This window comes from Paraburkholderia sp. 22099 (assembly GCF_052045835.1).
Taxonomy (GTDB): domain Bacteria; phylum Pseudomonadota; class Gammaproteobacteria; order Burkholderiales; family Burkholderiaceae; genus Paraburkholderia; species Paraburkholderia terricola.
This window is the reverse complement of the sequence record NZ_JBQEPU010000053.1, coordinates 1-23,278: the sequence shown is the minus strand read 5'-3', so window position 1 is coordinate 23,278 and position 23,278 is coordinate 1. Positions and strand designations below refer to the sequence as shown.

General features: G+C 63.4%; 21 protein-coding genes. 18 read left to right on the top strand and 3 right to left on the bottom strand.

Annotated elements, in window-relative coordinates; genetic code table 11:
* Positions 1-125: 125 nt before the first annotated feature.
* Together ACTJLC_RS30720 and ACTJLC_RS30715 are read right to left on the bottom strand one after the other, a co-directional pair.
* Positions 126-1,808: an acid phosphatase gene (locus ACTJLC_RS30720; protein ID WP_310130695.1), complete on the bottom strand. Its 1,683-nt coding sequence runs from the start codon at positions 1,806-1,808 to the stop codon at positions 126-128.
* A gap of 120 nt (positions 1,809-1,928) precedes the next feature.
* Positions 1,929-2,216, bottom strand: coding sequence for a hypothetical protein (locus ACTJLC_RS30715; RefSeq protein ID WP_114164042.1), 288 nt, complete (start codon positions 2,214-2,216; stop codon positions 1,929-1,931).
* A gap of 201 nt (positions 2,217-2,417) precedes the next feature.
* Here ACTJLC_RS30715 and ACTJLC_RS30710 point away from each other — a divergent pair, with 201 nt between their 5' ends.
* Positions 2,418-3,398 carry an IclR family transcriptional regulator gene (locus ACTJLC_RS30710; RefSeq protein ID WP_114164041.1) on the top strand — a complete coding sequence of 327 codons (981 nt, stop codon included), beginning with the start codon at positions 2,418-2,420 and terminating at the stop codon, positions 3,396-3,398.
* Between the two features lie 72 nt (positions 3,399-3,470).
* Here the strand turns inward: ACTJLC_RS30710 and ACTJLC_RS30705 are convergent, their stop codons facing one another.
* Positions 3,471-4,544, bottom strand: a complete 1,074-nt coding sequence (locus ACTJLC_RS30705; RefSeq protein ID WP_114164040.1) for a porin — start codon at positions 4,542-4,544, stop codon at positions 3,471-3,473.
* Positions 4,545-4,983: 439 nt separating this feature from the next.
* Between ACTJLC_RS30705 and ACTJLC_RS30700 the strand changes: the two genes are divergently transcribed.
* The 17 genes from ACTJLC_RS30700 to ACTJLC_RS30620 all read left to right on the top strand — a co-directional run bounded on the left by ACTJLC_RS30700 (position 4,984) and on the right by ACTJLC_RS30620 (position 23,125).
* Positions 4,984-5,298 (top strand): non-heme iron oxygenase ferredoxin subunit, encoded by a 315-nt coding sequence (locus ACTJLC_RS30700; protein WP_073429678.1) that lies wholly within the window; start codon positions 4,984-4,986, stop codon positions 5,296-5,298.
* 1 nt (position 5,299) lies between these two features.
* On the top strand, positions 5,300-5,611 hold the full coding sequence (locus ACTJLC_RS30695) for a recombinase-like helix-turn-helix domain-containing protein (RefSeq protein ID WP_073429679.1): 312 nt from the start codon (positions 5,300-5,302) through the stop codon (positions 5,609-5,611).
* A 48-nt stretch (positions 5,612-5,659) separates the two neighbouring features.
* Positions 5,660-6,751, top strand: coding sequence for an aromatic ring-hydroxylating dioxygenase subunit alpha (locus ACTJLC_RS30690; RefSeq protein WP_310122028.1), 1,092 nt, complete (start codon positions 5,660-5,662; stop codon positions 6,749-6,751).
* Entirely contained in the window at positions 6,744-7,511 is a 768-nt protein-coding gene (locus tag ACTJLC_RS30685; RefSeq protein ID WP_310122030.1) for an SDR family oxidoreductase, read from the top strand. Before ACTJLC_RS30690 ends, ACTJLC_RS30685 begins: the two co-directional genes overlap by 8 nt.
* 26 nt (positions 7,512-7,537) lie before the next feature.
* The gene (locus ACTJLC_RS30680; protein ID WP_073429682.1) at positions 7,538-8,065 is read left to right on the top strand and encodes a cupin domain-containing protein; all 528 of its coding nucleotides are present in this window, start codon (positions 7,538-7,540) and stop codon (positions 8,063-8,065) included.
* Between the two features lie 38 nt (positions 8,066-8,103).
* On the top strand, positions 8,104-8,994 hold the full coding sequence (locus ACTJLC_RS30675; protein ID WP_310122033.1) for an alpha/beta fold hydrolase: 891 nt from the start codon (positions 8,104-8,106) through the stop codon (positions 8,992-8,994).
* Positions 8,995-9,903 (top strand): IclR family transcriptional regulator, encoded by a 909-nt coding sequence (locus tag ACTJLC_RS30670; RefSeq protein WP_227470504.1) that lies wholly within the window; start codon positions 8,995-8,997, stop codon positions 9,901-9,903.
* Positions 9,900-10,697 carry an SDR family oxidoreductase gene (locus ACTJLC_RS30665; protein ID WP_083081910.1) on the top strand — a complete coding sequence of 266 codons (798 nt, stop codon included), beginning with the start codon at positions 9,900-9,902 and terminating at the stop codon, positions 10,695-10,697. The genes ACTJLC_RS30670 and ACTJLC_RS30665 overlap by 4 nt, the downstream gene beginning before the upstream one ends.
* Positions 10,690-12,348 (top strand): thiamine pyrophosphate-binding protein, encoded by a 1,659-nt coding sequence (locus tag ACTJLC_RS30660; RefSeq protein WP_310122041.1) that lies wholly within the window; start codon positions 10,690-10,692, stop codon positions 12,346-12,348. The genes ACTJLC_RS30665 and ACTJLC_RS30660 overlap by 8 nt, the downstream gene beginning before the upstream one ends.
* On the top strand, positions 12,341-13,171 hold the full coding sequence (locus tag ACTJLC_RS30655) for an aspartate dehydrogenase (protein WP_310122044.1): 831 nt from the start codon (positions 12,341-12,343) through the stop codon (positions 13,169-13,171). Before ACTJLC_RS30660 ends, ACTJLC_RS30655 begins: the two co-directional genes overlap by 8 nt.
* A gap of 32 nt (positions 13,172-13,203) precedes the next feature.
* Complete coding sequence (locus ACTJLC_RS30650) at positions 13,204-14,694, top strand: aldehyde dehydrogenase (protein ID WP_310122047.1); 1,491 nt, start codon at positions 13,204-13,206, stop codon at positions 14,692-14,694.
* A 27-nt stretch (positions 14,695-14,721) separates the two neighbouring features.
* Complete coding sequence (locus tag ACTJLC_RS30645) at positions 14,722-15,687, top strand: VOC family protein (protein ID WP_310122049.1); 966 nt, start codon at positions 14,722-14,724, stop codon at positions 15,685-15,687.
* Positions 15,680-16,945, top strand: coding sequence for an NAD(P)/FAD-dependent oxidoreductase (locus tag ACTJLC_RS30640; protein ID WP_114164033.1), 1,266 nt, complete (start codon positions 15,680-15,682; stop codon positions 16,943-16,945). Before ACTJLC_RS30645 ends, ACTJLC_RS30640 begins: the two co-directional genes overlap by 8 nt.
* A 25-nt stretch (positions 16,946-16,970) precedes the next feature.
* The gene (locus tag ACTJLC_RS30635) at positions 16,971-18,374 is read left to right on the top strand and encodes an MFS transporter (RefSeq protein WP_114164032.1); all 1,404 of its coding nucleotides are present in this window, start codon (positions 16,971-16,973) and stop codon (positions 18,372-18,374) included.
* Positions 18,375-18,632: 258 nt separating this feature from the next.
* Positions 18,633-18,956 (top strand): RHS repeat domain-containing protein, encoded by a 324-nt coding sequence (locus tag ACTJLC_RS30630; RefSeq protein ID WP_440846186.1) that lies wholly within the window; start codon positions 18,633-18,635, stop codon positions 18,954-18,956.
* Positions 18,957-19,002: 46 nt separating this feature from the next.
* Positions 19,003-22,656, top strand: coding sequence for an RHS repeat-associated core domain-containing protein (locus ACTJLC_RS30625; RefSeq protein ID WP_440846184.1), 3,654 nt, complete (start codon positions 19,003-19,005; stop codon positions 22,654-22,656).
* Positions 22,646-23,125 (top strand): hypothetical protein, encoded by a 480-nt coding sequence (locus ACTJLC_RS30620; RefSeq protein WP_440846182.1) that lies wholly within the window; start codon positions 22,646-22,648, stop codon positions 23,123-23,125. Before ACTJLC_RS30625 ends, ACTJLC_RS30620 begins: the two co-directional genes overlap by 11 nt.
* Positions 23,126-23,278: the final 153 nt, after the last annotated feature.

Genomic DNA, 23,278 nt, shown 5'->3' with positions numbered 1-23,278 from the left:
GACAGCGCATCGCTGCATGCGGCGGCTCAGTGATTCGCCGCGGTTGGCGAGACTCACCAGCTAGCCGCGGCAGAGCCGCCGCCAACCGCGAGCGGCTCCGCGAACACATTGCGCACGACGAGCGCTTAAAGCAGATCCAACGGCGCGGTCAAATCCCCGAGCGGCGCGAGCCCGTTGCTCGCAAACGCCCGATCGCGCGCGGCCACGCCTTCGAGCGGCGCCAGTCCATGCACGCGACTGATCAGGCGAAGAATCGAGTTGGTGTCGTACACCGTGTGATCGACATACCCCTTCCTCGCCAGCGGCGAAATCACCAGCGCGGGAATCCGCGATCCCGGACCCCAACGGTCGCCTTTCGGCGGTGAGACGGGGTCCCACCAGCCGCCGTTTTCGTCGACGGTGACGATCACCACGGTATTCGCCCACTGCGGGCCGCGCTGAATATGCTCGATCACGTTGGCGATGTGACGGTCGCCCGATTCGACGTCCGCATAGCCGGCATGCATATTCAGATCGCCTTGCGGCTTGTAGAACGTGACGGCCGGGAGACGTCCCGCGTCGATGTCCGCGATCAGGTGATTGCTCGACGCGTCGTTGCCGAGGCCCGCGTCGCGCAGATATTTGCGGCGTGCCGCCGTGCCCGGCGCGTAATTGGCGAAATAGTTGAACGGTTGATGGTGATACTGGAAGTCGGGCACCGCGCCCGTGTCCTGATGCTCCAACGCGTATTGCCACGCCCCGCTGTACCAGGCCCAATCGACGCCCTTGTCCGTCAGACGGTCGCCGATCGTCGCATAGCGTTGCGGCGGCAGCACGCGCGGATTCGAGAAGTCCGCAAGGGCCGGATTGCCGCCTTCGGCCGGCCGCACGTTGCTCGGCTGATAGGGCGGCGCCATGGTATTGACGGCATAGCCGTCGGCGGTGAACGTGCCGTCGTTGACGAATTTCGGCGGGCCGTCGAGCGCGGAGGCGGGCGAGTCGGCCGCCTGCTTCAGCCGCGTGCCGGTCGGATCGTCGCCTTCGATCACCGACACCAGCTTCTTCGCCGGGCTGTTGTGTATGTCGGGATAGAACGGCGCCTGCGCCGAGATCAGAAAGATGTGATTGAGCCACGAGCCGCCGAAGGCCGCCATGAAGAAGTTGTCGCACAGCGTGTACTGCTGCGCGAGACTCCACAGCCGCAGCGTGTCGGCGGAATTGCGGTAGTGCCCCATCACGAGGCCGCCCGAATCGCCCCATGCGGCGAACTGGTTGTTGCGGCCGGCATTGATCTGCATCTGGTTCTGATAGAAGCGATGCACGAGGTCGCGCGTGATTACGCCGGCCGGCAGCGGCGCGCCTTGCGCGTCGGTGAGATGGAACGGCCCGTTTTGCAGATTGCCGATGTCCTTCTGGCCGATCATGTAGCGCTTGCCGTCCACTTCCTGCGCTTGCGGCACGAGCCCGCCCCAGATGGCGGGCAGGCGCGGCAGCGGTGTTCTGCCGTCGCGGTCGAGTTGCAGATAGCGCTCGGCGCTGACTGCATCGAGCGGATGCTGAATGCCTGGAAAGTTACCGTACAGGTTCGCAAAGCTGCGGTTCTCGGCGTAGATCACCACGATATGCTTGACCTGATCGCGCAACGCCGCGTCGAGCCGCAAGTCGGCGGCACTGCGTGTCGCGTCGCCCGCCGCGGTTTGCCCGGTCTTGCAGCCGGTCAGCGCGAGTCCGATGCCGACTGCCGCGAGACCGGTCAGGACGCGGCGGCGTTCGGGATCGTTGGGGGCGTCGTCGGGGTTGGGCGGCAGGGTGGAGTCGTTGTCGTTCATCGGTAGGTTTCGAATTGTGCGTGACAGACATCGATCGCCGCTGGGGCGGCGCGCCTGGTACGCGTTGCGGGTTCGAGAGGTGGCCGGAAGACGCCGGCGAGGGGTAGGCCAAGCGAACAGCTAAGGCAATCGACGCTTCACGCGCCAACTGTTGTGCGTTGCGTCAACGGCGAGCAGAAGCCAATGTTTTGCGTCGACGGGATGGCGTTTTTGCGTGGCGTAACCGTCCACGGATAATTCGAGTTCGTCGAATGCGCGCCGATGGCAGGTGGCATGCGCGCCGGACCCGTCCGCGAATTCGACGATCGCCTCGGCCGCACGGGTCGGCTCGGGTAGATGCGCGATGCGCACCGAGCAGCCGGGGTAAAGGTGCGAATCGGCAACCTGAACCTGAATGGATGCGGACATGGGCGTGGCCTCCAAACGCTGGTGAGCGAAAGCGCGGCGGTGAGACCTCGCGCAACCGACCGGAGGAAAGAATAGCACCGGGACCCACGATTGTTATGCATCCGTGACGCGAATTGCAACGTCGCACGCGAGGCGTGATCCATGATTCCTTCGCGCTATCATGCTGATCTAACGACGATGACAGTAGAAACGGCAGCCAAGATGGCAAAAGAAGAGCAGACAGGAGCGGGACGCAAGCGCGCGAAGCCGCGTAACGCGGCGGCCCCGGCTTCGCAGGATGACGTGGCGATGTCCCATTCGGAGCGCATCGCTTCCAGCGATGCCGCCGACTCCGCGGAGGAAGACAACGCCAGCGGATCGACTTACCTCGTGCCGGGCCTCGAGCGCGGCTTGCGCATCCTCGCCGAATTCAGCGCGCGCGAACCGGTACTCGGCGCGCCCGAATTGTCCAAGCGCATCGGCATTCCGCGCACCACCACCTTCCGTTTATTGCAGACGCTCGAAGCACTCGGCTTTCTCGAACGGGTGAACGGCGACCGTTATTTCCGCCTGAGTGTCGCGGTGCTGCGGCTCGGCTTTGAATACCTGAATTCGCTGGAACTGACCGACGTCGGCACGCCGATCCTCGAACGCTTACGCGATGCCACCGGTCTGAGTACGCATCTGCTGATTCGCGACCAGCGCGACGTCGTATTCGTCGCCAAGGCGCAAACCCATGCGCCGATGTTCAGTTCGGTGAAGGTGCATGTCGGCACGCGTCTGCCCGCGCACGCCACCGTGCACGGCCAGGTGCTGATGGGCGATATGAGTTTCGAGGAATTGCGTCAACTCTATCCCGAGCCGCAACTGGAGCGTTTCACTGAACGCACGCCGGCCACCGTCGAAGAACTCTATGGACGCGTGCGCGAAAGCGCGGCGCTCGGCTACGCGTTGAGCGAGGCATCGTTCGAGCGGGGCATTTCCGTGGTGAGCGCGCCAGTGCGGGATCAAAGCGGCAAGATCGCGGCCGCGTTGACCGTCACCATTCCTCGTTCGGATATCGGCGAGGCTGAAGAGCGCGAACCGCTCGTCATCGCGGTTTGCCAGGCGGCGCTCGAACTGTCCGAGCGACTCAGTTATCGTCCGCGGCCTGACGATCCGACTGCGGTTCTGGCGCGCCGCAAGCCGGTCGCGGCGCACTGATTCCGCTGGATGTCGTGCAACGGCCCGGCGGTTTCCACCGCCGGGCCGTTTGCCTGGCCGGCTTCGTTCACATCAGAACGAGTGATGGATGCCGGTCAGAACGATCGTCTGGTTCCGGCCGCTCGACACGCCCGCCGTGAAGAACGCGGCATGCGCATTCGAATTGGCATGCTGGTACAGCGCATTCACGTAGAGCTGCGTCGACTTCGACAGCGCATAGATGTCGCCGATCTCGAACTGCGTCCAGCGACGGCCGGCCAGCGTCGTCGTCGCGGCGCCGCCGGAAACGCTGTTGAACGGCGTGAACTGATAATTCGCGCCGACGTCGTAGCTCTGATAGGTGTCGGAGTGTCCCGCCGATTCCAGCTTCACACGCGTGTACAGACCATGCACCAGCAGTTTGCCGAACTGGTATGACGCGCCCGCGCCCATGTTTTCGACCTTGCTGGCGCTGTAGTTCCCTGCCGCCACGCCCTGGAAGTTGGTGATGCCCGTGGTGACGATCGACGGCGTGCGGTTGTGCTCGTTCGCATACGTGGCGCCGGCCTTGAACGGGCCGTTCGCATAGCTGAGCGCGAAACTCAGCGTCTTGCCCGTCGAGAAGTTCGTCGTGTTGCCGAGACCCATCATCGCGCCGACCGTGAAGCCGTAGAAACTCGCCGAGCGGAATTTCATCGAGTTGTCGAACGGCACGACGCCGGTGTCGGCGAGCTCGTCGATATTGCCGGGGTGAAACGCGTACCAGCTCGCCCCCAGGTAGGCCGTGCTCAACGGACCCAACACGTCGAAGCTGAACGGCGTTTGATGGCCGAACGTGACCGTGCCGATCTTGTCCGAGCTCAGGCCCACAAAAGCGTGGCGATTGAACAGCGTGCCGGATTTCGCGAAGTTGCCGGTGTTCGTATAGAAGCCGTTTTCCAACTGGAAAACCGCCTTCAAACCGCCGCCCAGATCTTCCACGCCTTTCAGGCCCCAGCGGTCCGGCTGCATGTTGCCTTGCTCCATGATCCACTTCGAATGACCGCCTGCATTGCTGATATACGCAATGCCGGCATCCAGGCTGCCGTATAGCGTCACGCTGCTTTGCGCCCATGCGCCTGTCGTTGCGCAGGCTGCCGTCAAACCGGCTGCAATGATGTGCTTCACCGTTGGTCCTCCTGATCGCGCGGCGGATGGCTCGCGCCGATTTCGCCGTCCCTGATCCGTGCTTTTGGATTGAATGCAGCTCTGGCTCATACGCCAAACTACTGCGCTATTTGTTCCATATATGGGAGTTTGTATCGCCTATGGAAAATTATAGTGACTCAAACAGCGGTCAAAATAAATTTTCGGGCTCCGGATAAACCCGCATGAAGGCTGTCGCAAGTAGTGCGGAAGTTACCGTAAAGCCAAGCCCATCAAGGCGGGCAGCCACAAATGGCGTCTTCGCAATCCACGCGGCGCTGCGTTCCGGGGCGTCACGCTCGGTGTTTTCCCCTACCGGTGGAAATTTTTATTTCTTCTCGTCGAAGCCGATCCTATACTTATCCATACACGAACTACTGTTCCGTATATGGAACATAAGGCTTCAGGAGAAAGGCGAGAAATGACTGACCAATGGCGCTGCGCCGGCCATGCCGGCGATCTGTCCGAAGACGCGCCGCTCGAGTTCAAGCTCGACGGCACCGAGATCGGCATCTACAAGGTGGGCGACGCGCTGTACGCGCTCGAAAACGTCTGCCCCCATGCGTATGCGCTGCTCACGCAGGGGTTTGTCGACGGCGACACCGTCGAGTGCCCGCTGCATGAAGCCGTGTTCCATATCCCGACGGGCAAATGCCTGAAAGAGCCCGGTGGCCGCGACCTGAAGACGTACTCGGTGCGTCTCGCCGGCGAAGAAATCCAGATCAAGGTGGAATGACATGCGAGAGGTAGCCGTGAACTTCAATCCCTTCCTGAAGCCGTGGCTCGCGCCGCAGCCCAACAACGTGGCCGGCAAGGGCGTGATCGAAAAGCCGGGCGAGAGCGAGAACTTCATCTGGCAAACGCGTAAGGCGGAGCCGACCCAGTACGAGAACGACTTCGGCGACGCGCTCGAAAAGGTTTTCGAAGCCGGCGCGACGGAATTGCACGAGGTGGTCGACGGTTTGAATCGCGTGGGTTTCCGCACGCCGGAAGGCAATGCGTGGAACGCCGAACGCCTCGCCGCCGAATTCCGCCTGCTCGCCGAATAGGCGCGCTTTCCGAACACGTCTCACCGCTTTCGCATCCGGAGTCTTTTCATGACGTCCCCCAATACAACTCAGGGCGCGGCCGATCCGATCCAGTCTTATCTGGACAAAGGCTTGCGCAATTACTGGTATCCCGTCGCGCCGAGCTGGCAAGTCGGCGACGCGCCCATCGGCATCACGCGACTGGGCGACCAGATCGTGCTGTGGCGCGACAAGGAAGGCAAAGTCCGCGCGCTTGAAGACCGCTGCCCGCATCGCGGCGCGCGTTTGTCGCTCGGCTGGAATCTCGGCGGCAGCGTCGCGTGCTGGTATCACGGCATCGAAGTCGACGGAGGCGGCACGGTCGTCAAGGTGCCGGCGGTATCGAACTGCCCGCTCGAAGGCCAGCAGTGCGTGAAGTCGTATCCGGTCGAAGAACACGCCGGCGCGATCTTCCTGTGGCTCGGCGACGACGCGCACAAGGAACCCGCGCCGCTCAAGTTGCCGGATGAACTGGTCGGTGACGAATACGCGAACTTCGTGTGCATGTCGAACTGGAAGTGCAATTACCAGTACGCGATCGACAACGTGATGGACCCGATGCACGGCGCGTATCTGCACGCGACGTCGCATTCGATGGCCGAAGGCGACAAGCAGGCCGACATGCGCGTGCGCAAGACCGAGACCGGCCTGATGTTCGAAAAGATCGGCCAGCGCGACGTCAACTTCGACTGGGTCGAACTCGGCGAAACCGGCGCGCTGTGGATGCGCCTCGCGATTCCGTACCAGAAGAAGTTCGGCCCCGGCGGCAGCTTCGGGATCGTCGGCTTCGCCGTGCCCGTCGACGAAAACAACTGCCAGGTTTACTTCTGGCGCGCTCGCAAGGTGTCGGGCTGGCAGCGCGACGCGTGGCGCTTCCTGTACCGCAACCGGCTGGAAGGTCTGCATTGGGCCGTGCTCGAACAAGACCGCTACGTGCTCGAAAGCATGGCGCCGAACGCGCGCGAACATGAATTCCTTTATCAACACGACGTCGGCGTGACGCGTGTGCGCCGCATGCTGCGCCAGCGCGCGCAACAGCATTTCGCCGAACTCGACGCCTACCGTGAGCAAGCGGCCGGCGCCGCGTCCGCCACCTCTGCCCCGGGCCACAGCCATGCATGACGAAGCGGTTGTCGCACTCAACGGCCGGCGCGTCCTCGTGACGGGCGGCGCGCGCGGTCTCGGCGCGGCGTTCGTCCGCGCGCTGGTGCAAGCCGGCGCGCGCGTGGTGTTCGGCGACGTGTTGCACGACGAAGGCGAAGCGCTCGCCGCATCGCTCAACGGCCAGGGCCACGAGGTCACGTATCTGCCGCTCGATCTCGCCGAGCCCGCCAGCATCCGGCAATTCGTCGAGCAGGGCGCGGCGCGGCTCGGCGGTCTGGATGCGCTGATCAACAACGCGGCGATCACCAACTCCGGCGGCAAATCGGCCGACGAATTGTCGGTCGAGACGTGGGACGCCGTAATGAACGTCAACGTGCGCGGCACCTGGCTGATGAGCACCGCCGCGCTGCCTTATCTGCGTGACTCGGGGCGCGGCAGCATCGTCAACATCGCGTCGGATACGGCGGTGTGGGGCGCGCCGAAACTGCTCGCGTATGTCGCGAGCAAGGGCGCGGTGATTTCGATGACGCGTTCGCTCGCGCGCGAATTCGGCGCTCATGGCGTGACGGTCAACGCGGTCGCGCCGGGCCTCACCGAAGTGGAAGCCACCGCCTACGTGCCCGCCGAGCGTCACCAGTACTACCAGCAAGGCCGCGCGCTCGCGCGCGCCCAACTGCCCGACGACGTAACCGGGCCGGTGCTGTTCCTGTTGTCCGACGCCGCGCGCTTCGTGACCGGCCAGTTGCTGCCGGTCAACGGCGGCTTCGTGATGAATTGATCTTGCCGAATCGAAAGGAGAAAGAGATGGCGGATGTCGATATCGAACGCAAATCGTGGGACCAACCCGCGGACAAGACCTTTACCCAGTGGCTGGACAGCCGCGTTGCGCGGCTCGCCACGCGTCGCTATGACTGGGACGCGCTGAAGTTCCAGGCCGACTACGACCCGAAGTATCGCCGCGCGCAAATGCGCTATGTCGGCACGGGCGGCACCGGCGTCGCGAAAGACGTGAACACGGTGCCCGCGGGCGGCTTCACGTTCTCGACGATGTTGATCCCCGCCGGCAACATCGGCCCGAGTCATATCCACATGGACGTCGAGGAAATCTTCTTCGTGATGCGCGGCAAGATGAAAGTGATCTGCGAGAAAGACGGCGAAACGTGGGAAGCCGTGCTCGGCGAACGCGATCTGATTTCGGTGCCGCCGGGCGTGTATCGCACGGAAATCAACATCGGCCAGGAAGACGCGTTGATGTGCGTGATGCTCGGCTCGCCGAAGCCGGTCACGCCGACGTATCCGCCCGATTCGCCGTTGGCCGCGCTCAAGCGTTAAGCCGTCAACGTAGTTCGTATTCACTCGCGAAGGAAACCATGTCCGCAGTCCCGTCCGCTACCGCCGATCAGAACGCCACGCTCGAAGCGCGTCTTGCGCGCTTTCCCGCGCAGCAGATCTGGCTTGCATCGCAACGCGCGGTGAGCTATCGCGAAGCGAACAGCGCCGCAACGAACGCGCTGCCGCTCGTGTTGCTGCACGGTATCGGTTCGGGCGCGGCTTCGTGGGTGCAGCAATTCGAAACGCTCGGCGACACGCGCCGCGTGATTGCGTGGGATGCGCCGGGTTATGGCGCCTCCACGCCGGTCACGCCTGAATCGCCCGCGGCCGCAGATTACGCAGCGGTATTGAACGAATGGCTCGACGCGCTCGGCATCGAACATTGTGTGCTGCTCGGCCATTCACTCGGCGCGATCATCGCGGGTGCGTTCGCCGTGACGTATCCGCGGCGTGTGGCCGGTTTGCTGTTGCTGTCGCCGGCGGGCGGTTATGGCGCGGCATCCGCGGCGGTACGCGAGACGAAACGCGCTCAACGCCTCGCGATGATCGAGGAGTTGGGCCCGCAAGGACTCGCCGAAAAACGCAGCGCCGCTATGTTGTCCGCTTACGCGAGCGACGAAGCGCGCGCGTGGGTGCGCTGGAACATGTCGCGCGTGATTCCGCATGGCTACGCCCAGGCGACCCATCTGCTCGCCAACGCCGATCTCGCCGCCGACCTCGTGCGTTACAGCGGCCGCGTCAACGTGGCCGTCGGCGCCGACGACACCATTACGACGCCCGCAGCCTGCGAACGACTCGCACTGGCGGCGGGCACCCCATTGCAAGTCGTGCCACGCGCGGGGCACGCCGGCTATATCGAAGCACCCGCCGCGTACACCGCGATCATCGACACGTTCTGCCGCGCGAGCGACGGACAACGGAGCCAATGAATGAAGCCCGACCTGCCCGACACAACGAACGTCAGCCGCGCTGCGGACGACGACCGCATCGGCAACGACAGCGATACCAACAATGACACCGGCTATCGCGTGCCCGGTCTCGAACGCGGCCTGAGGATTCTCACGGAGTTTTCGCCGCGCGAGCCCGTTCTCGGCGCACCGGAACTATCGAAGCGCCTGAAGATTCCTCGCACGACGGTGTTCCGTCTGCTGCAAACACTCGAATCGCTCGGCTTTCTCGAGCGCGCCGATAAGGACCGCAACTATCGCCTCGGCGTCGCGGTGCTGCGGCTCGGTTTCGAATATCTGAGCTCGCTCGAATTGACCGACCTCGGCCTGCCGATCATCGAAGCCTTGCGCGACGAAACCGGCTTGACCAGCCATATCGTGATTCGCGATGGACGCGACGTCGTGTTCGTCGCCAAGGCGCAAAGCCACGCGCCGATTTTCAGTTCGGTGAAGGTCAACGTCGGCACCCGTTTGCCGGCTCACGCCACGACGCATGGTCAGGTGCTGATGGGCGACATGACGCTCGACGAGTTGAAGAAGCTCTATCCCGAGCCCGAACTCGAACGCTTCACCAAACAGACGCCCGTTACCGTCGACGATTTATACGAGCGCATTCGCGACGACGCACGGCGCGGTTTCGCGATCAGCGAGTCGTCGTTCGAGCGCGGCATTTCAGTGGTCAGCGCGCCGGTGCGCAACGACACGGGCCGCATCGTCGCCGTGATCACGACAACGATTCCGCGCCACGAGATCGGCGCGTCGCTGCTCGACAGCGGGTTGATCGACAAGGTCCGCCGCGCCGCCGGCGAACTCTCGCAGCGGCTCAATCACCGGCCCAAGAGCGGGCCGGATGCGGGCAGCAAATACATGAAGGCATTGGGGCTCCGATGATTGAAATCGATTTGACCGGGCAGGTCGCGGTGGTGACGGGCGGTTCGTCCGGCATCGGCCTCGCAACCGCCGAACTGTTTCTGCGCTCAGGCGCATCGGTTGCGATTTGCGGCCGCGACACCGAACGTCTCGCGCAAGCGGAAGCCGCGCTGAACACCCGGTTCCCGCAAGCGCAACTGCTGGCGCAAGCCTGCAACGTACTGAATGCCGGCGACGTGAACGCGTTCGCGCAAGCCGTGCAAGCGCGCTTCGGCCGCACCGACATGCTGGTGAACAACGCGGGCCAGGGCCGCGTGTCGACCTTCGCCGACACCACCGACGAAGCCTGGCGCGAAGAGCTCGATCTGAAGTACTTCAGCGTGATCCGCCCGACTCGCGCGTTCCTGCCGATGCTGCGCGACGCGGCCAACCCTTCGGTGGTGTGCGTGAACTCGCTGCTCGCGCTGCAACCGGAACCGCACATGGTCGCGACATCGTCGGCACGTGCGGGCGTGCTGAGCCTCATCAAGTCGCTCGCGGCGGAACTCGCGCCGCAACGCATCCGCGTGAATTCGATTCTGATCGGCATCGTCGAATCGGGGCAATGGCGCCGCCGCTACGCGAAAGAGGCGCAGCCGGGCCAGAGCTGGGACGACTGGACCGCCGAACTGGCGCGCAAGAAAAACATTCCGCTGGGCCGCTTCGGCAAACCCGAAGAAGCCGCTCAAGCGCTCTTTTATCTGGCTACGACGCTGTCGTCCTATACGACGGGCAGCCACATCGATGTTTCTGGAGGCGTTGCACGACATGTCTAACACAACCACCGTCGGCGAACTGATCGCCGCTTTTCTCGAGCAGTGCGGGGTGCATACCGCATTCGGCGTGATCTCGATTCACAACATGCCGATCCTCGACGCGATCCATCAACGCGGCCAGATCCGCTACGTCGGCGCGCGCGGCGAAGCGGGCGCGGTGAATATGGCCGATGGTCTTGCGCGCGTTTCCGGCGGACTCGGCGTCGCGTTCACCAGCACGGGCACGGCCGCGGGCAACGCAGCGGGTGCGATGGTCGAAGCATTGACCGCGGGCACCGCGCTGCTGCACATCACCGGTCAGATCGAAACCGAATACCTCGATAAAGATCTCGCGTATATCCACGAAGCGCCGGACCAACTGTCGATGCTGCAATCGATCTCGAAGGCCGCGTTTCGCGTGCGTTCCGTTGAAACCGCGTTGCCGACCATCCGCGAAGCCGTGCGCGTCGCGCAAACCGCGCCGAGCGGCCCGGTCAGCGTCGAGATTCCCATCGACATTCAGGCCGCCCAAATCGAATGGCCCGCCGATCTGGCCGCGCCGCACGTCAGCACGCTCACGCATTCCAGCGAGCGCGTCGCGCAACTCGCCGAGCAACTGGCGAAGGCGAAACGTCCGCTCCTGTGGCTCGGCGGCGGCACGCGCCATGCACGCGCGGCGGTCGAGCGCATGGTCGCGTTGGGCTTTGGCGTCGTGACCAGCGTGCAGGGCCGCGGCGTGCTGCCGGAAGATCATTCGGCAACGCTCGGCGCTTTCAACGTGCATGCCGCGGTCGAAAGCTTCTACAAGACGTGCGACGCACTGCTGGTGGTCGGTTCGCGTCTGCGTGGCAATGAAACGCTGAAGTACAGGCTCGCGCTGCCGCAGCCGCTGTATCGCATCGACGCCGACGCGCTCGCCGACAACCGCGGCTACCGCAACGACATGTTCGTGCACGGCGATGCGTCGGCGGTGCTGGAGGAACTCGCGACGCTGCTCGAAGGGCGCGTGAAGGTCGATCCGGCCTTCGCACAGGATCTCGCGGCGGCGCGCGAAAGCGCGCTCGCCGATGTGGCGCGAGGGCTCGGCCCGTACAAGCGCCTCGTCGACGCGCTTCAAAAGGCCGTGGGCCGCGACTACAACTGGGTGCGCGACGTGACGATCTCGAACAGCACGTGGGGCAACCGCATGCTGAAGATCTTCTCGCCGCGCGCGGGCGTTCACGCGCTCGGCGGCGGTATCGGCCAGGGCATGCAGATGGGCATCGGCGCGGCGCTCGCGGGCAGCGCCGCGAAAACCGTGTGCCTCGTCGGCGACGGCGGCTTGATGGTGAACGTCGGCGAACTCGCGACGGCCGTGCAGGAAAACGCCAACGTGATGATCGTGCTGATGAACGACCAGTGCTACGGCGTGATCCGCAACATTCAGGACGCGCAATACGGCGGCCGCCGCTGCTATGTCGATCTGCACCAGCCGGATTTCGCGCAGTTCTGCGAGAGCCTGAAGCTCACGCACTACCGCATCCAATCGCTCGACCAGGCCGAGGAGATCATTCGCGAAGGCATGGCGAAAACCGGCCCCGTGCTCGTGGAAGTGGACATGCTGTCGGTCGGTTCGTTCGCCAGCGCGTTCGCCGGTCCGCCGGTCAAGGAACAGGAGCCGCAGCATGCGTGAGGCCGATTACGCCGGGCGCCACGCTCCCGTCGATGTCGCCATGATCGGCTTCGGCGCGATCGGCCAGGCGGTGTACCGCTCGGTGGAAGCCGACCCGGCGGTGCGGGTGTCGCACGTGATCGTGCCGCAGCGGCATATGGCGGCGGTGCGCGAAGTGGTGGGCGCGTCCGTGGACGTGGTGGCGTCCGTCTCCGCATTGAGCAGCCAGCCGCACTTCGCGCTCGAATGCGCGGGACATAGCGCGTTGATCGATCACGTGGTGCCGTTGCTCAGAGGCGGCACGGACTGCGCGGTGGCGTCGATCGGCGCGCTCTCCGACATGATGCTGCTGAACGCGTTGTCCGCCGCCGCCGATGAAGGCGACGCGACCTTGACGCTGCTCTCCGGCGCGATCGGCGGCATGGATGCGCTGGCGGCGGCCAGGCTCGGCGGCCTCGACGAAGTGCTGTACACCGGGCGCAAGCCGCCCACCGGCTGGCTCGGCACGCCCGCGGAACAGGTCTGCGATCTGTACGCGCTAAGCGAACAGCAGGTGATCTTCGAAGGCAGCGCACGCGAAGCGGCGCGCCTGTACCCGAAGAACGCCAACGTCGCCGCAACGATTGCGTTGGCCGGCCTCGGTCTCGACCACACCTCGGTGCGGCTGATCGCCGACCCGAAGGTGACGCGCAACGTGCATCGCATCGTGGCGCGCGGCGCATTCGGCGAAATGTCGCTGGAAATGTGCGGCAAGCCGCTGCCGGACAACCCCAAGACGTCCGCATTGACCGCGTACAGCGCGATCCGTGCGTTGCGCAATCGCGCGGCGCGCTGCGTGATTTAAGACCCTGGCTGAAGCAAACCGGAACGACCGACATGACTCACTTCGATACCCGTCTCGTGCCTAGCGGCGATATTTTCATCGGTGGGGAATGGCGGCAAGGGCGCGGCAAGCCCTACCAAAGCCTGTATCCGGCGGATCAGTCGGTCAACATGGAAATCTCGACGGCCAATGCCGACGACGCCCGCGAAGCCGTGGAAGCCGCCGACGCCGCGTGGCGCAAGGCGGATTGGTCGGGCTTGAAGCCGCATCAGCGTGCGCTGATTCTGTACCGCATCGCCGATCTGATCATGGCGCGTCACGAAGCGCTCGCGCAATTACAGCGTCGCGACAACGGCAAACCGATCGGTGAAACGCGTGTGCTGGTGGCAAGCGCGGCCAACACGTTCCGCTACTTCGCCGCGTGCCTCGAAACGCTCGACGAGGAAGTCACGCCCTCGCGCGGCGACTATCTGACGATGAGCATTTACGAACCGATCGGCGTGATCGCCGCGATTACGCCGTGGAATTCGCCGATCGCATCGGATGCGCAAAAGCTCGCGCCGGCGCTGGCCGGTGGCAATGCGGTGGTGTTGAAGCCCGCCGAAGTGACGCCGCTGATCTCCCTGGCGCTGGCTCGCCTCTGCGAGGAAGCCGGTGTGCCGAAGGGCGTCGTGAGCGTGCTGCCGGGCAAGGGCTCGGTGATCGGCGACGTGCTGGTGCGTCATCCGCTGGTGAAGAAAGTGTCGTTCACGGGCGGCACCGAAGTGGGCCGCGGCATCGCGCGCATTGCGGCGGACAAGCTGATGCCGGTGTCGCTCGAACTCGGCGGCAAGTCGCCGACCATCGTGTTCGACGACGCCGATCTCGATCATGCGGTGAACGGCGTGCTGTACGGCATCTTCAGTTCGTCGGGCGAGGCGTGCATCGCGGGCTCGCGTCTGTTCGTGCAGCGCTCGATTTACGACGCGTTCATGAAGCGTCTCGTCGAAGGCGCGCGCAAGCTGCGCGTGGGCGATCCGTCGCGTGCGGAAACGCAGATGGGGCCGCTCATTACCGCGGCGCATCGCGAAACGGTCGAGCGATACGTCGCGTTGGGCCTGGAAGAAGGCGGCCGCTTGTTGTGCGGCGGCGAGCGCCCGGTCGGCGAGGGCCGCGAGCAAGGCACGTACTTTCAGCCGACCATTCTCGAAGGCCTCACGAATAACGCCCGCGTCTGCCAGGAAGAAATCTTCGGCCCGGTGCTGGTCGCGATGCCGTTCGACGACGAAGCGTCGCTGCTGGAAGAAGCGAACGACAGCGTATTCGGTCTCGCCGCCGGCATCTGGACGCGCGATTACAAGCGCGCTTACCGGGTCGCCCGCGCGCTCGAAGCCGGCACCATCTGGATCAACACCTACAAGCTGTTCTCGATCTCCACACCGTTCAGCGGCTGGAAAGAGAGCGGCATGGGGCGCGAGAAGGGCCGTCTCGGCATCCGCGAATACATGCAGCAGAAGAGCCTCTACTGGGGCTTGAACGACGCGCCGCTGGCGTGGGCGAATTGAAGACTCAAGATACGCAAGAGGCACGTTATGACGATTCTCGGCATTGAACAGATTATTTACGGCGTGACGGATCTCGCTACCTGTCGCCGCTTTTTCGCGGACTGGGGCTTGAAGGAAGTCGCGCACGATGAAACGCATGCGCGCTTCGAAACGCTGAACGGCTGCACGGTTCTCCTGGCCGATGCGAACGATCCCTCGCTGCCGCCCGCGTTCGAAGAAGGGCCGACGCTGCGCGAAGTGACGTGGGGTGTCGCGACGCAAGCGGAACTCGACGAACTGCGCGGCCGCTTCGCCGGCCAGCCCGGCCACTTCGAAACCGGCGATGCCGTGGGTTGCATCGACCCGAACGGCATGGCGATTCGCGTGGAAGTGACTCGCAAACGGGTGCTCGATATTCACGGTTCGCCTTCGAACGTATGGGGCCAAACGCTGCGCGTCGATCAACCGTCGCCGATTTACGAGCGTGCCGAACCGGTCGAAGTGGGTCACGTCGTGTTCTTCACGAACTGTCTCGCGGAACAGGAAAAGTTCTACCAGGACCTGCTCGGCTTCGAGACGTCGGATCGCTATCCGGGCCGCGGCGCATTCATGCGCTGCGCGCCGCACGGCGGCCACCACGATATTTTCCTGCTGGCGCTGCCGGGCGGCAAACGCGGTTTGAATCACGTCGCGTTCACCGTGCGCGATATCCACGAAGTATTCGGCGGCGGCATGCACATCAGCCGTTGCGGTTGGGATACGCAACTCGGGCCGGGGCGTCATCCGGTTTCGTCGGCGTACTTCTGGTACTTCCAGAATCCGGCCGGCGGCCTGATCGAGTACTACGCCGACGAAGACCAGCTCACGCCCGAATGGCGGCCGCGCGATTTCGAACCCGGCCCGACCGTGTTCGCCGAATGGGCGATCGACGGCGGCATCGACGGCAATACGCGTCGCCAGAAAAACGCGCAAGCGCCGGAGGGCAAGTTCATGACGGAGCGCAAAAATGACTGACGCTGCCACGGAAAAGGCCCAGGCCGCGCACGCCGGACTCGAAGCGCCGCGCACCATCGTCGTGATCGGCGGCGGCCAGGCGGCCGGTTGGGTCGTGAAGACATTGCGCAAGGAAGGCTTCGACGGCCGCCTCGTGATGATCGCCGACGAGGTTCATCTGCCGTACGAGCGCCCGCCGTTGTCGAAGGCCGTGCTGGCGGGCGAGGCGGATATCGACACCGTGCGGCTCGTCAAGCCCGACGATTTCGCCGCGCTCAACGTCGAGGCATGGCAACCCGATCGCGCGACGTCGATCGATCGCGAGCAACGCATCGTGCGCACGCAAGCGGGCCGTGAAGTGCAATACGACCGTCTGGTGATCGCCACGGGCGGCGCGGCGCGCCGCTTGCCGGACTCGCTCGTCAAGACCTCGCACATCGCCTATCTGCGGACGCTCGACGAAGCCGTCGCGTTAGGCGAACGGCTGCGCGCAAGCAAGCGCGTGCTCGTCGTGGGCGGCGGCTGGATCGGCCTCGAAGTCGCGGCCACCGCGCGCAAGCTCGGCGTGAATGCAACCGTGGTGGAGGGCGCGCGGCGTCTGTGCGCCCGCTCGTTGCCGCCAATGGTGTCCGACTTCCTGCTCGACCTGCATCGCGCGAACGGCGTGGACGTGCGTTTGCACGCATCGCTGGTGTCGATCGCGGATCATCCGAACGACGCCAGCCGGATCCGCGCGACGTTCGCGGACGGCTCGACCGTGGATGCCGATTTCGCGGTCGCCGGTATCGGTCTCACGCCGCACACGGCGCTGGCGGAAGCCGCGGGCGTGAAGGTGGAAGACGGCATCGTGGTCGATCATTTCGGCGCGACCGACGACCCGCGCATTTTCGCGTGCGGCGACGTCGCCAATCATCCGAGCGCGTGGCTCAAGCGCCGCGTGCGGCTCGAATCGTGGGCCAATGCGCAGAACCAGGCGATCGCCGCGGCGAAGGCGCTGCTCGGCACGTTCGAACCGTATGCGGACATTCCGTGGTTCTGGTCCGATCAGTACGACGTGAATCTGCAAATTCTCGGCGACATTCCGGGCGATGCGCAACTGGCTGTACGCGGCGACCTGCCGGGCAAGCACGCCACGCTTTTCCATCTGGAAGACAACGCGATTCGCGGCGTGATCGCCATCAACAATCCACGCGAACTGAAGCTCTCGCGCAAGTGGATGAACCAAGGCCGGACCATCGACCTTGCCACACTGACCGACGCCACCACGGCGCTTGCCTAACTACACCTACGGACGGGACAACGGCATGAGAACCATCGACAACATCATGGGGGACCGCAGCAGCGCCGGTGTCTCCGGCCCTGTGACCCGGGGCTCGATCATCGCGCGGCTCGAGCGCCTGCCGAGGAACGCGATGCAGGTGCGCGCGCGGATTCTGATCGGGCTCGCGACGTTCTTCGACGGCTTCGACGTGATCGCGATCGCGGCCACGCTGCCGGTCCTGATCGCGAAGTGGCATCTGACGCCGTGGGAAATCGGCTTTCTGATCGGCTCCGGGTCGGTCGGCCAATTGCTCGGCGCGTTCCTGTTTCCGTGGTACGCCGAGCGCAAGGGCCGCGTGCGCGCGATTGCATTGAGCTCGGGGATCATCGGCATCACCAGTATTGCGTGCGGTTTCGCGCCGACCTTCGCGGCGTTCGTGGCATTGCGCGTGATTCAAGGCGTGGGACTCGGCGGCGAATTGCCGGTGGCCGCGACGTATATCAACGAGATCAGCCGTGCGCATGGCCGTGGGCGTTTCGTGCTGTTGTACGAGATCGTGTTTCCGGTGGGCCTGTTGGCTTCCAATGCGTTGGGTGCGTGGATCGTGCCGCGTTTTGGTTGGCAAGCCATGTACTGGATCGGCGGCATGCCGTTGATTCTGTTCTTCGTATTGCGCAAGCTGGTGCCGGAATCGCCGCGCTGGCTCGCCGAGCGCGAACGCATGGCCGATGCCGATGCCGCCGTGCACGCGTTCGAACGCACCGCGAAAGGACCGCTGCCGCCGGTGACCCATTCCGCCGAATTCGAAGCAATGGCGAATCGCCATCCGAAGCGCCGCATGCGCGATCTGTTCGGCCCGGCTTATTTGAAGCGCACGCTGGCGGTGGCGATGCTGTGGATTACCTGCGGGTTCATTCAATACGGTCTCTCGACCTGGCTGCCGACGATCTATCGCACGGTTTATCACGCGCCGCTGCAACTGGCGCTGAATCTGGCGGTGGCGGCTTCGGTGCTGGGCGTGCTGGGTTCGCTGACTTGCGCGTTGCTGGTCGATAAGGTGGGGCGCAAGCCGATCATCAACCTGTCGTTCCTTGCGTGCACGCTTTCGTTGCTGCTGGCAGGCGTGTTTCATGAATCGTCGGTGTATGTGGTCGCGACGTTCTGTGCGTTCTCGTTGGGCTTTCTCGCTTGCGGCTTTATCACGGCTTATGTGTACACGCCGGAGTTGTATCCGACCAGTATCCGCGCGACGGGCTGCGGTATCGGCGGCGCGTGGCTGAAGGTGGCGGCGATCTTCGCGCCGGCCATCGTGTCGAAGACGATGATCGGCGGCAATTTGCAGGTGGCGTTTTATGTTCTGGCGGCGGTGCCTTTTCTTGCCGCGGTGGTGGTGCACTTTCTTGGGATCGAGACCAAGGGCAAGGTGTTGGAGCAGTTGGAGGCTTGATGCTTTTGATGGGCGGTTGATGTAGCGGGCCGTGACAGTAGGGAAGCGAAGGGCGCATCAAGACGGATGCGCCTTTTGCTTTTTGAAGGTACTCCAGCCGGAGCGATGGCGCTTCCATGTCGAGTAGCGCTGTAGGGGATTTACTACTCAAATAAAGAATGATCCTCTATAAATCGAAGTTGCAGTTCGGTATCTTGTGGCTAGTTAGTAAAAGCAATAGCTACATGCAATAGGGATATCGATGATCAGCTTTTCTGGATGTTCGCGTTCCGGTTCTGGACCACGGTGCGAGAGTGGGTTGAAGATGGCTGGACGCGTTGCCGGCGCTGGCGCACTGGTCATGGCTTGCTTGTCGGTGCCGCGACGTCGGCGCATGCTGACGAGATTATCTACGGCTATGACGCGCTAGGGCGGCTTACCAGCGTCGCGCTTGCCGGCGACACGGCGTATTACGACTACGACGCAGCGGGCAACATCACGGCGATACGCAGGCAAGCGGCTGTGTCTTCCGCGGCTGGCGACGCTTCTTCTTTGTCGTCTAACGCCGACGCGGCTGTTTCCACGTTTGCGAAGACTGATTAGCCCGCGCTAGTCGAGCCGCGTCTCCCTTCTTTCATTCAGGTTCTTCATGCAATTCAGCGATGCCTTTGCGGCGCGTCGAGCGCTGCTACGTCCGTTCGTTCTGTTTTTCTTCGTGATGCTGTCGTGGTTCGTGGCGCCGCATGCGCGTGCCGTGGATTGCGACAGCCGCTATGCCTCTTCAGGCGCGTATCCGGCCGACCCGATGTGCCCGGTGCAGGCCGCTGCCGCCGACTTCGGCGGCATGGGCGGCTACGTGTGCGGTGATCCCACCATGATCGCGGCCTACTGCAGCGGACCGTCGGGCAACGACACGACCGAGCCGGCAACACCGGAAGTCAGCATGCCCGACAACGCCGATAACTGCACAGCGGACGCCACCGCCGGTTGCGGCAACAGTACCGCCGGTGCCGATCCGGTCAACTTGTACACCGGCCAGTTCTACTTTTTCGCACATGACCTGACGGTAGCCGACACGATCCCGCTCGATCTCGCACGCGTCTACCGCAGCGGGGCTTACGACAGAATCGGCCGGCCACTGGTCGGTTCCTTCGGCGCCGGCGGCGGACTGACCTTCGACACCATGCTCGCAATGAGCGCAGATCGGCAGCGCTTCGAATTGCGGCAGGCGACCGGTATTCGTGTTCCGTTCACTCAGCGCGCGGGCACCAACGGCAAAGGCTGGGACGACTTGACGAGCCCGGGTGAGTATTACCGTGCTCGTATCGACGCAGTGGGCAGCACTGGCATGACGTTGAGCCTGCGAGACGGACGCGTGCAGAAGTTCACTTCGATCGGTGGCGTATACCGGTTGAGCAGTTTGCAGGACCGCAACGGCAATACGGTCACCATTGCACGCGATGGCACGACCGGCGCCATTACCGCCGTGAGCGGTCCGAATGGCCGCACGCTGACATTTACCTCGGTGATTGGCACGCGCGGTACGCCGCTCATCTCGCGTGTGACCGACGCGTTGAACCGTCAGGTGAATTACCAGTACGACAGCCAGGACCGCCTCACACAGGTGACTGATGCGGGTGGTGGCGTCTGGAAATACGGCTGGGACGAAAAGAGCCGCCTTGTCAGCGTCACCGATCCCGAAGGCCATCAGCGGGTACTCAACGCCTACGACGACAGCGACCGGGTAGTGGCCCAGACGCTCGCTGATGGCAGCACTTTCGCGATGGCGTATACCGTCACGGACGGCAAGGTCACGCGGACTGAGGTGACGGACCGGCGCGGCAGTGTCCGGCGTCTCGAGTTCGATGCGAATGGGCGCGTGGTGCGCAACACCTATCCGGCGGGCCGGCCGATGGAACAGGTGGGGACGTTCACGTATGACGCCAATGGACGCGTGACGAATCTCGCCTCGATGGATCGTCAATACACATATGTTTACGACGCGAATGGCAACCGCATTAGCGAGGCCGATCAGTACGGCACGTTGGTCACGCGCAGCTTCGATAGCTACAGTCAGATGCTGACCGAAGCCCAGGCGGGCGACCCGCAACGCGGCGTGAGCACCGTCTACACATATGACCCGAAGGGCAACCTGCTGACGGTGACCGACCGGCTCGGCAACCGCACCACCTACACGAACGACAGCCAGGGCCGCCCGCTCACGATGACGGACGCGCTCAAGGGCGCGACGAAGTTCGCCTGGACCGGAGCCGATCTGACCAGTGTCACCGATCCGCTGAACCGGACCACGCAGTTCACGACCGACGCGGTGGGCCGGGTGACGGCTGTGCGCGATCCATTGGGCAATACGACGCGCCGCACGGTCGACGCGCTGGACCGGACCACCGACGTCACCGATGCGCTGGGCGGCGTGACGCGTTTCACGCGGGACCTCAATGGCCGCCTGCTCAGCCAGGCGGATCCCAAGGGCGTTACCACGCGCTACGCCTATAACGCGGTTGGCAGGCCGGTCAGCAGGACCGATCCGCTCGGCCGCGGCGAGACGTATACGTGGAACAGCGCGGGACAGCTTGCGACGGTGACCGACCGCAAGGGGCAGGTGACGACTTACACCTATGACGCTGCAGGGCGTGCTTTACAGACGGATTTCCGGTCGGCGGCAGGAGCGTTGCCGGCTCGAAGCTGGCAATACGCCTGGAACCAGGCGCACGGTAAGCTGGACAGCGTGCGTGACGTCTTTCCAACCATTGACGAACGAAATCAGAAGGAAATCGACGCGACGTTTGACTACGATAAGGTTACCGGCAACCTGACCCGTATATTCGATTTTCCGACAATCCAGGGACTCTGGACATACCGCTACGCGCCCGACACCCGCGATCTGGCGCGGATCGAGATGGACCGTGCGGTGGTGACCTATAGTCGCGACGCCGAACATCGGGTGACCCAGATTCAGTATGAGGTGAATGGCGAAGCGCCACGCACGTTTGGTTACTCGTACGACGCGCTGGGACGGCTCAGTCAGGCGACATTCGCGAATGGGCTGACGGCAAGCTACACCTGGGATACGGCGAGCCAACTGACGGGTATCACATACAAACGCGCCGATGGCAGTGTGTTTGGCGATCTAACGTATGGCTACGATCTTGCGGGGCGGCGCACGAAGGCCGGCGGCAGTCTTGCAAAGGCCGACCTGCCGAAGGCGGTGAGCGATGCCCAACACAACGCGGCGAACCAATTGACGCGGTGGGCTGGCAAGACGCTGTCGTACGACCTGAACGGCAATCTGACCAGCGACGGTGTGAATCAGTACAACTGGAATGAGCAAAATTTGCTCAGCCAGATTAGCGGCGGCGCGACGGCGGTCTTCAGCTACGACATCTTCGGCCGGCGTACCGATCGCACGGTGAATGGCCACCGGATGCAGACGACGTGGTTCGGCGATGAACTGAACCTCATGGTGCCGGATGGTGATTGGTCAAAGCGTATCCGGGTGTTTTCCCCGTATCAGGCTGGCGGACCGGATGAGCTGACGTTCCGGCGCATTGGCGATGACGCGAGTCAGGACAGATATGTGCTGCGCGATGCGAACAATAACGTGATCGCGTTGACGGATGCCGATCAGCGGAGTCAGACGCAGTACAGCTATGAGCCGTATGGCGCGACGAGCCAGGTCGGGGTGGCGGATCCGAATACGCAGCAGTATACGGGGCGGGAGAATGATGGGACCGGGTTGTATTACTATCGGAACCGGTATTACAGTCCAAACACCGCAAGGTTCATCAGTGAAGACCCGATTGGCTGGGCGAGTGGGCAGACGAATGCGTATGCTTATGTCAACGGGAATCCTGTATCTCTGTACGACCCCTACGGGTTCTGGAGCGCCAGCGCGGCCTGGTACTCAGGTCCGGGCGCCCAAGGCACGCTCTATGGAGACGGATGGAGCATAACGGGAGCGGGGATACGCGGGGGCTTCGGCATCGGTGCCGGAGCTAGTTATGACCCGAATGGGAGTCCTCCGAGCAGAAGTGGACAAGGCTCATCCGTAACCATCGGTGGCTTTGCGGAGGCAGGCGCTGGCGTGGGCTCTATTTCAACGAGCGTGGGCGTGTCCGGCGGTGTCGAGTTTAACCAGTCCGGTTCTTCAGGTCTTCCGGGGTTCGGTGGGAGGCCCTATCGAGGGACGGGCGGTGGTATTGCTGCTGGTCTTCCGAGTGATGGCTGGAGAGGTTCGGCGTGTGCAGCGGTAGGTGTTGAGGTTACTTATACCCGTGGAAAATAAACTCAATGTTTGGCCGGCGATCAAAGTCGCATTGTTAGCTGTTGCGTTTCCCTTTGGTGCGTTTCCCTTTGGTGCGTTTGCCTTTGGTGCGTTTGACGCCGGATTGACCACCAGGCAGCCTGTCGTTTTGCCGATCGAAACGTTGATATTCATTGCCATACTACAAGGTGCGGTTGGGATTTTCCTATGTTTGTGGGTCTTTCTGGGGAACCACTTTATCTGGCCTAAAACAAAGAAGTGGGGAATGCCAACTTGGTCGGGTGGTTTGATGTCTCCATGGCAAAGCTTGAACTTCTTCTCCATCATTTTGCTGGCCATGGGCGTTGGTAGCGGAATTTCTCTATACGTGAAGTACGGATGGCGTGAATCGGCACACTCGTTGTTCTTGTTTGGAACCGCGGCAGGGGTTCAGATAGGCGTTCGACTAGGAATTAAGTTATTCCGGTCGAGATGTCCTGCGTCTTCGTAGCGGAGAGGTTCATCGTGGTACTTTCGCCTTGAAGCGTAAGCGACTCGGCCCGACCGTTTCCCCGTTCGCGCGCGCGTGAGGCATGGTGGTGATGGTTGTGTCGGAGTCAGTGTAGATCAAGTGAGATCGTGTCCACGATCGGCGATCGTGGGC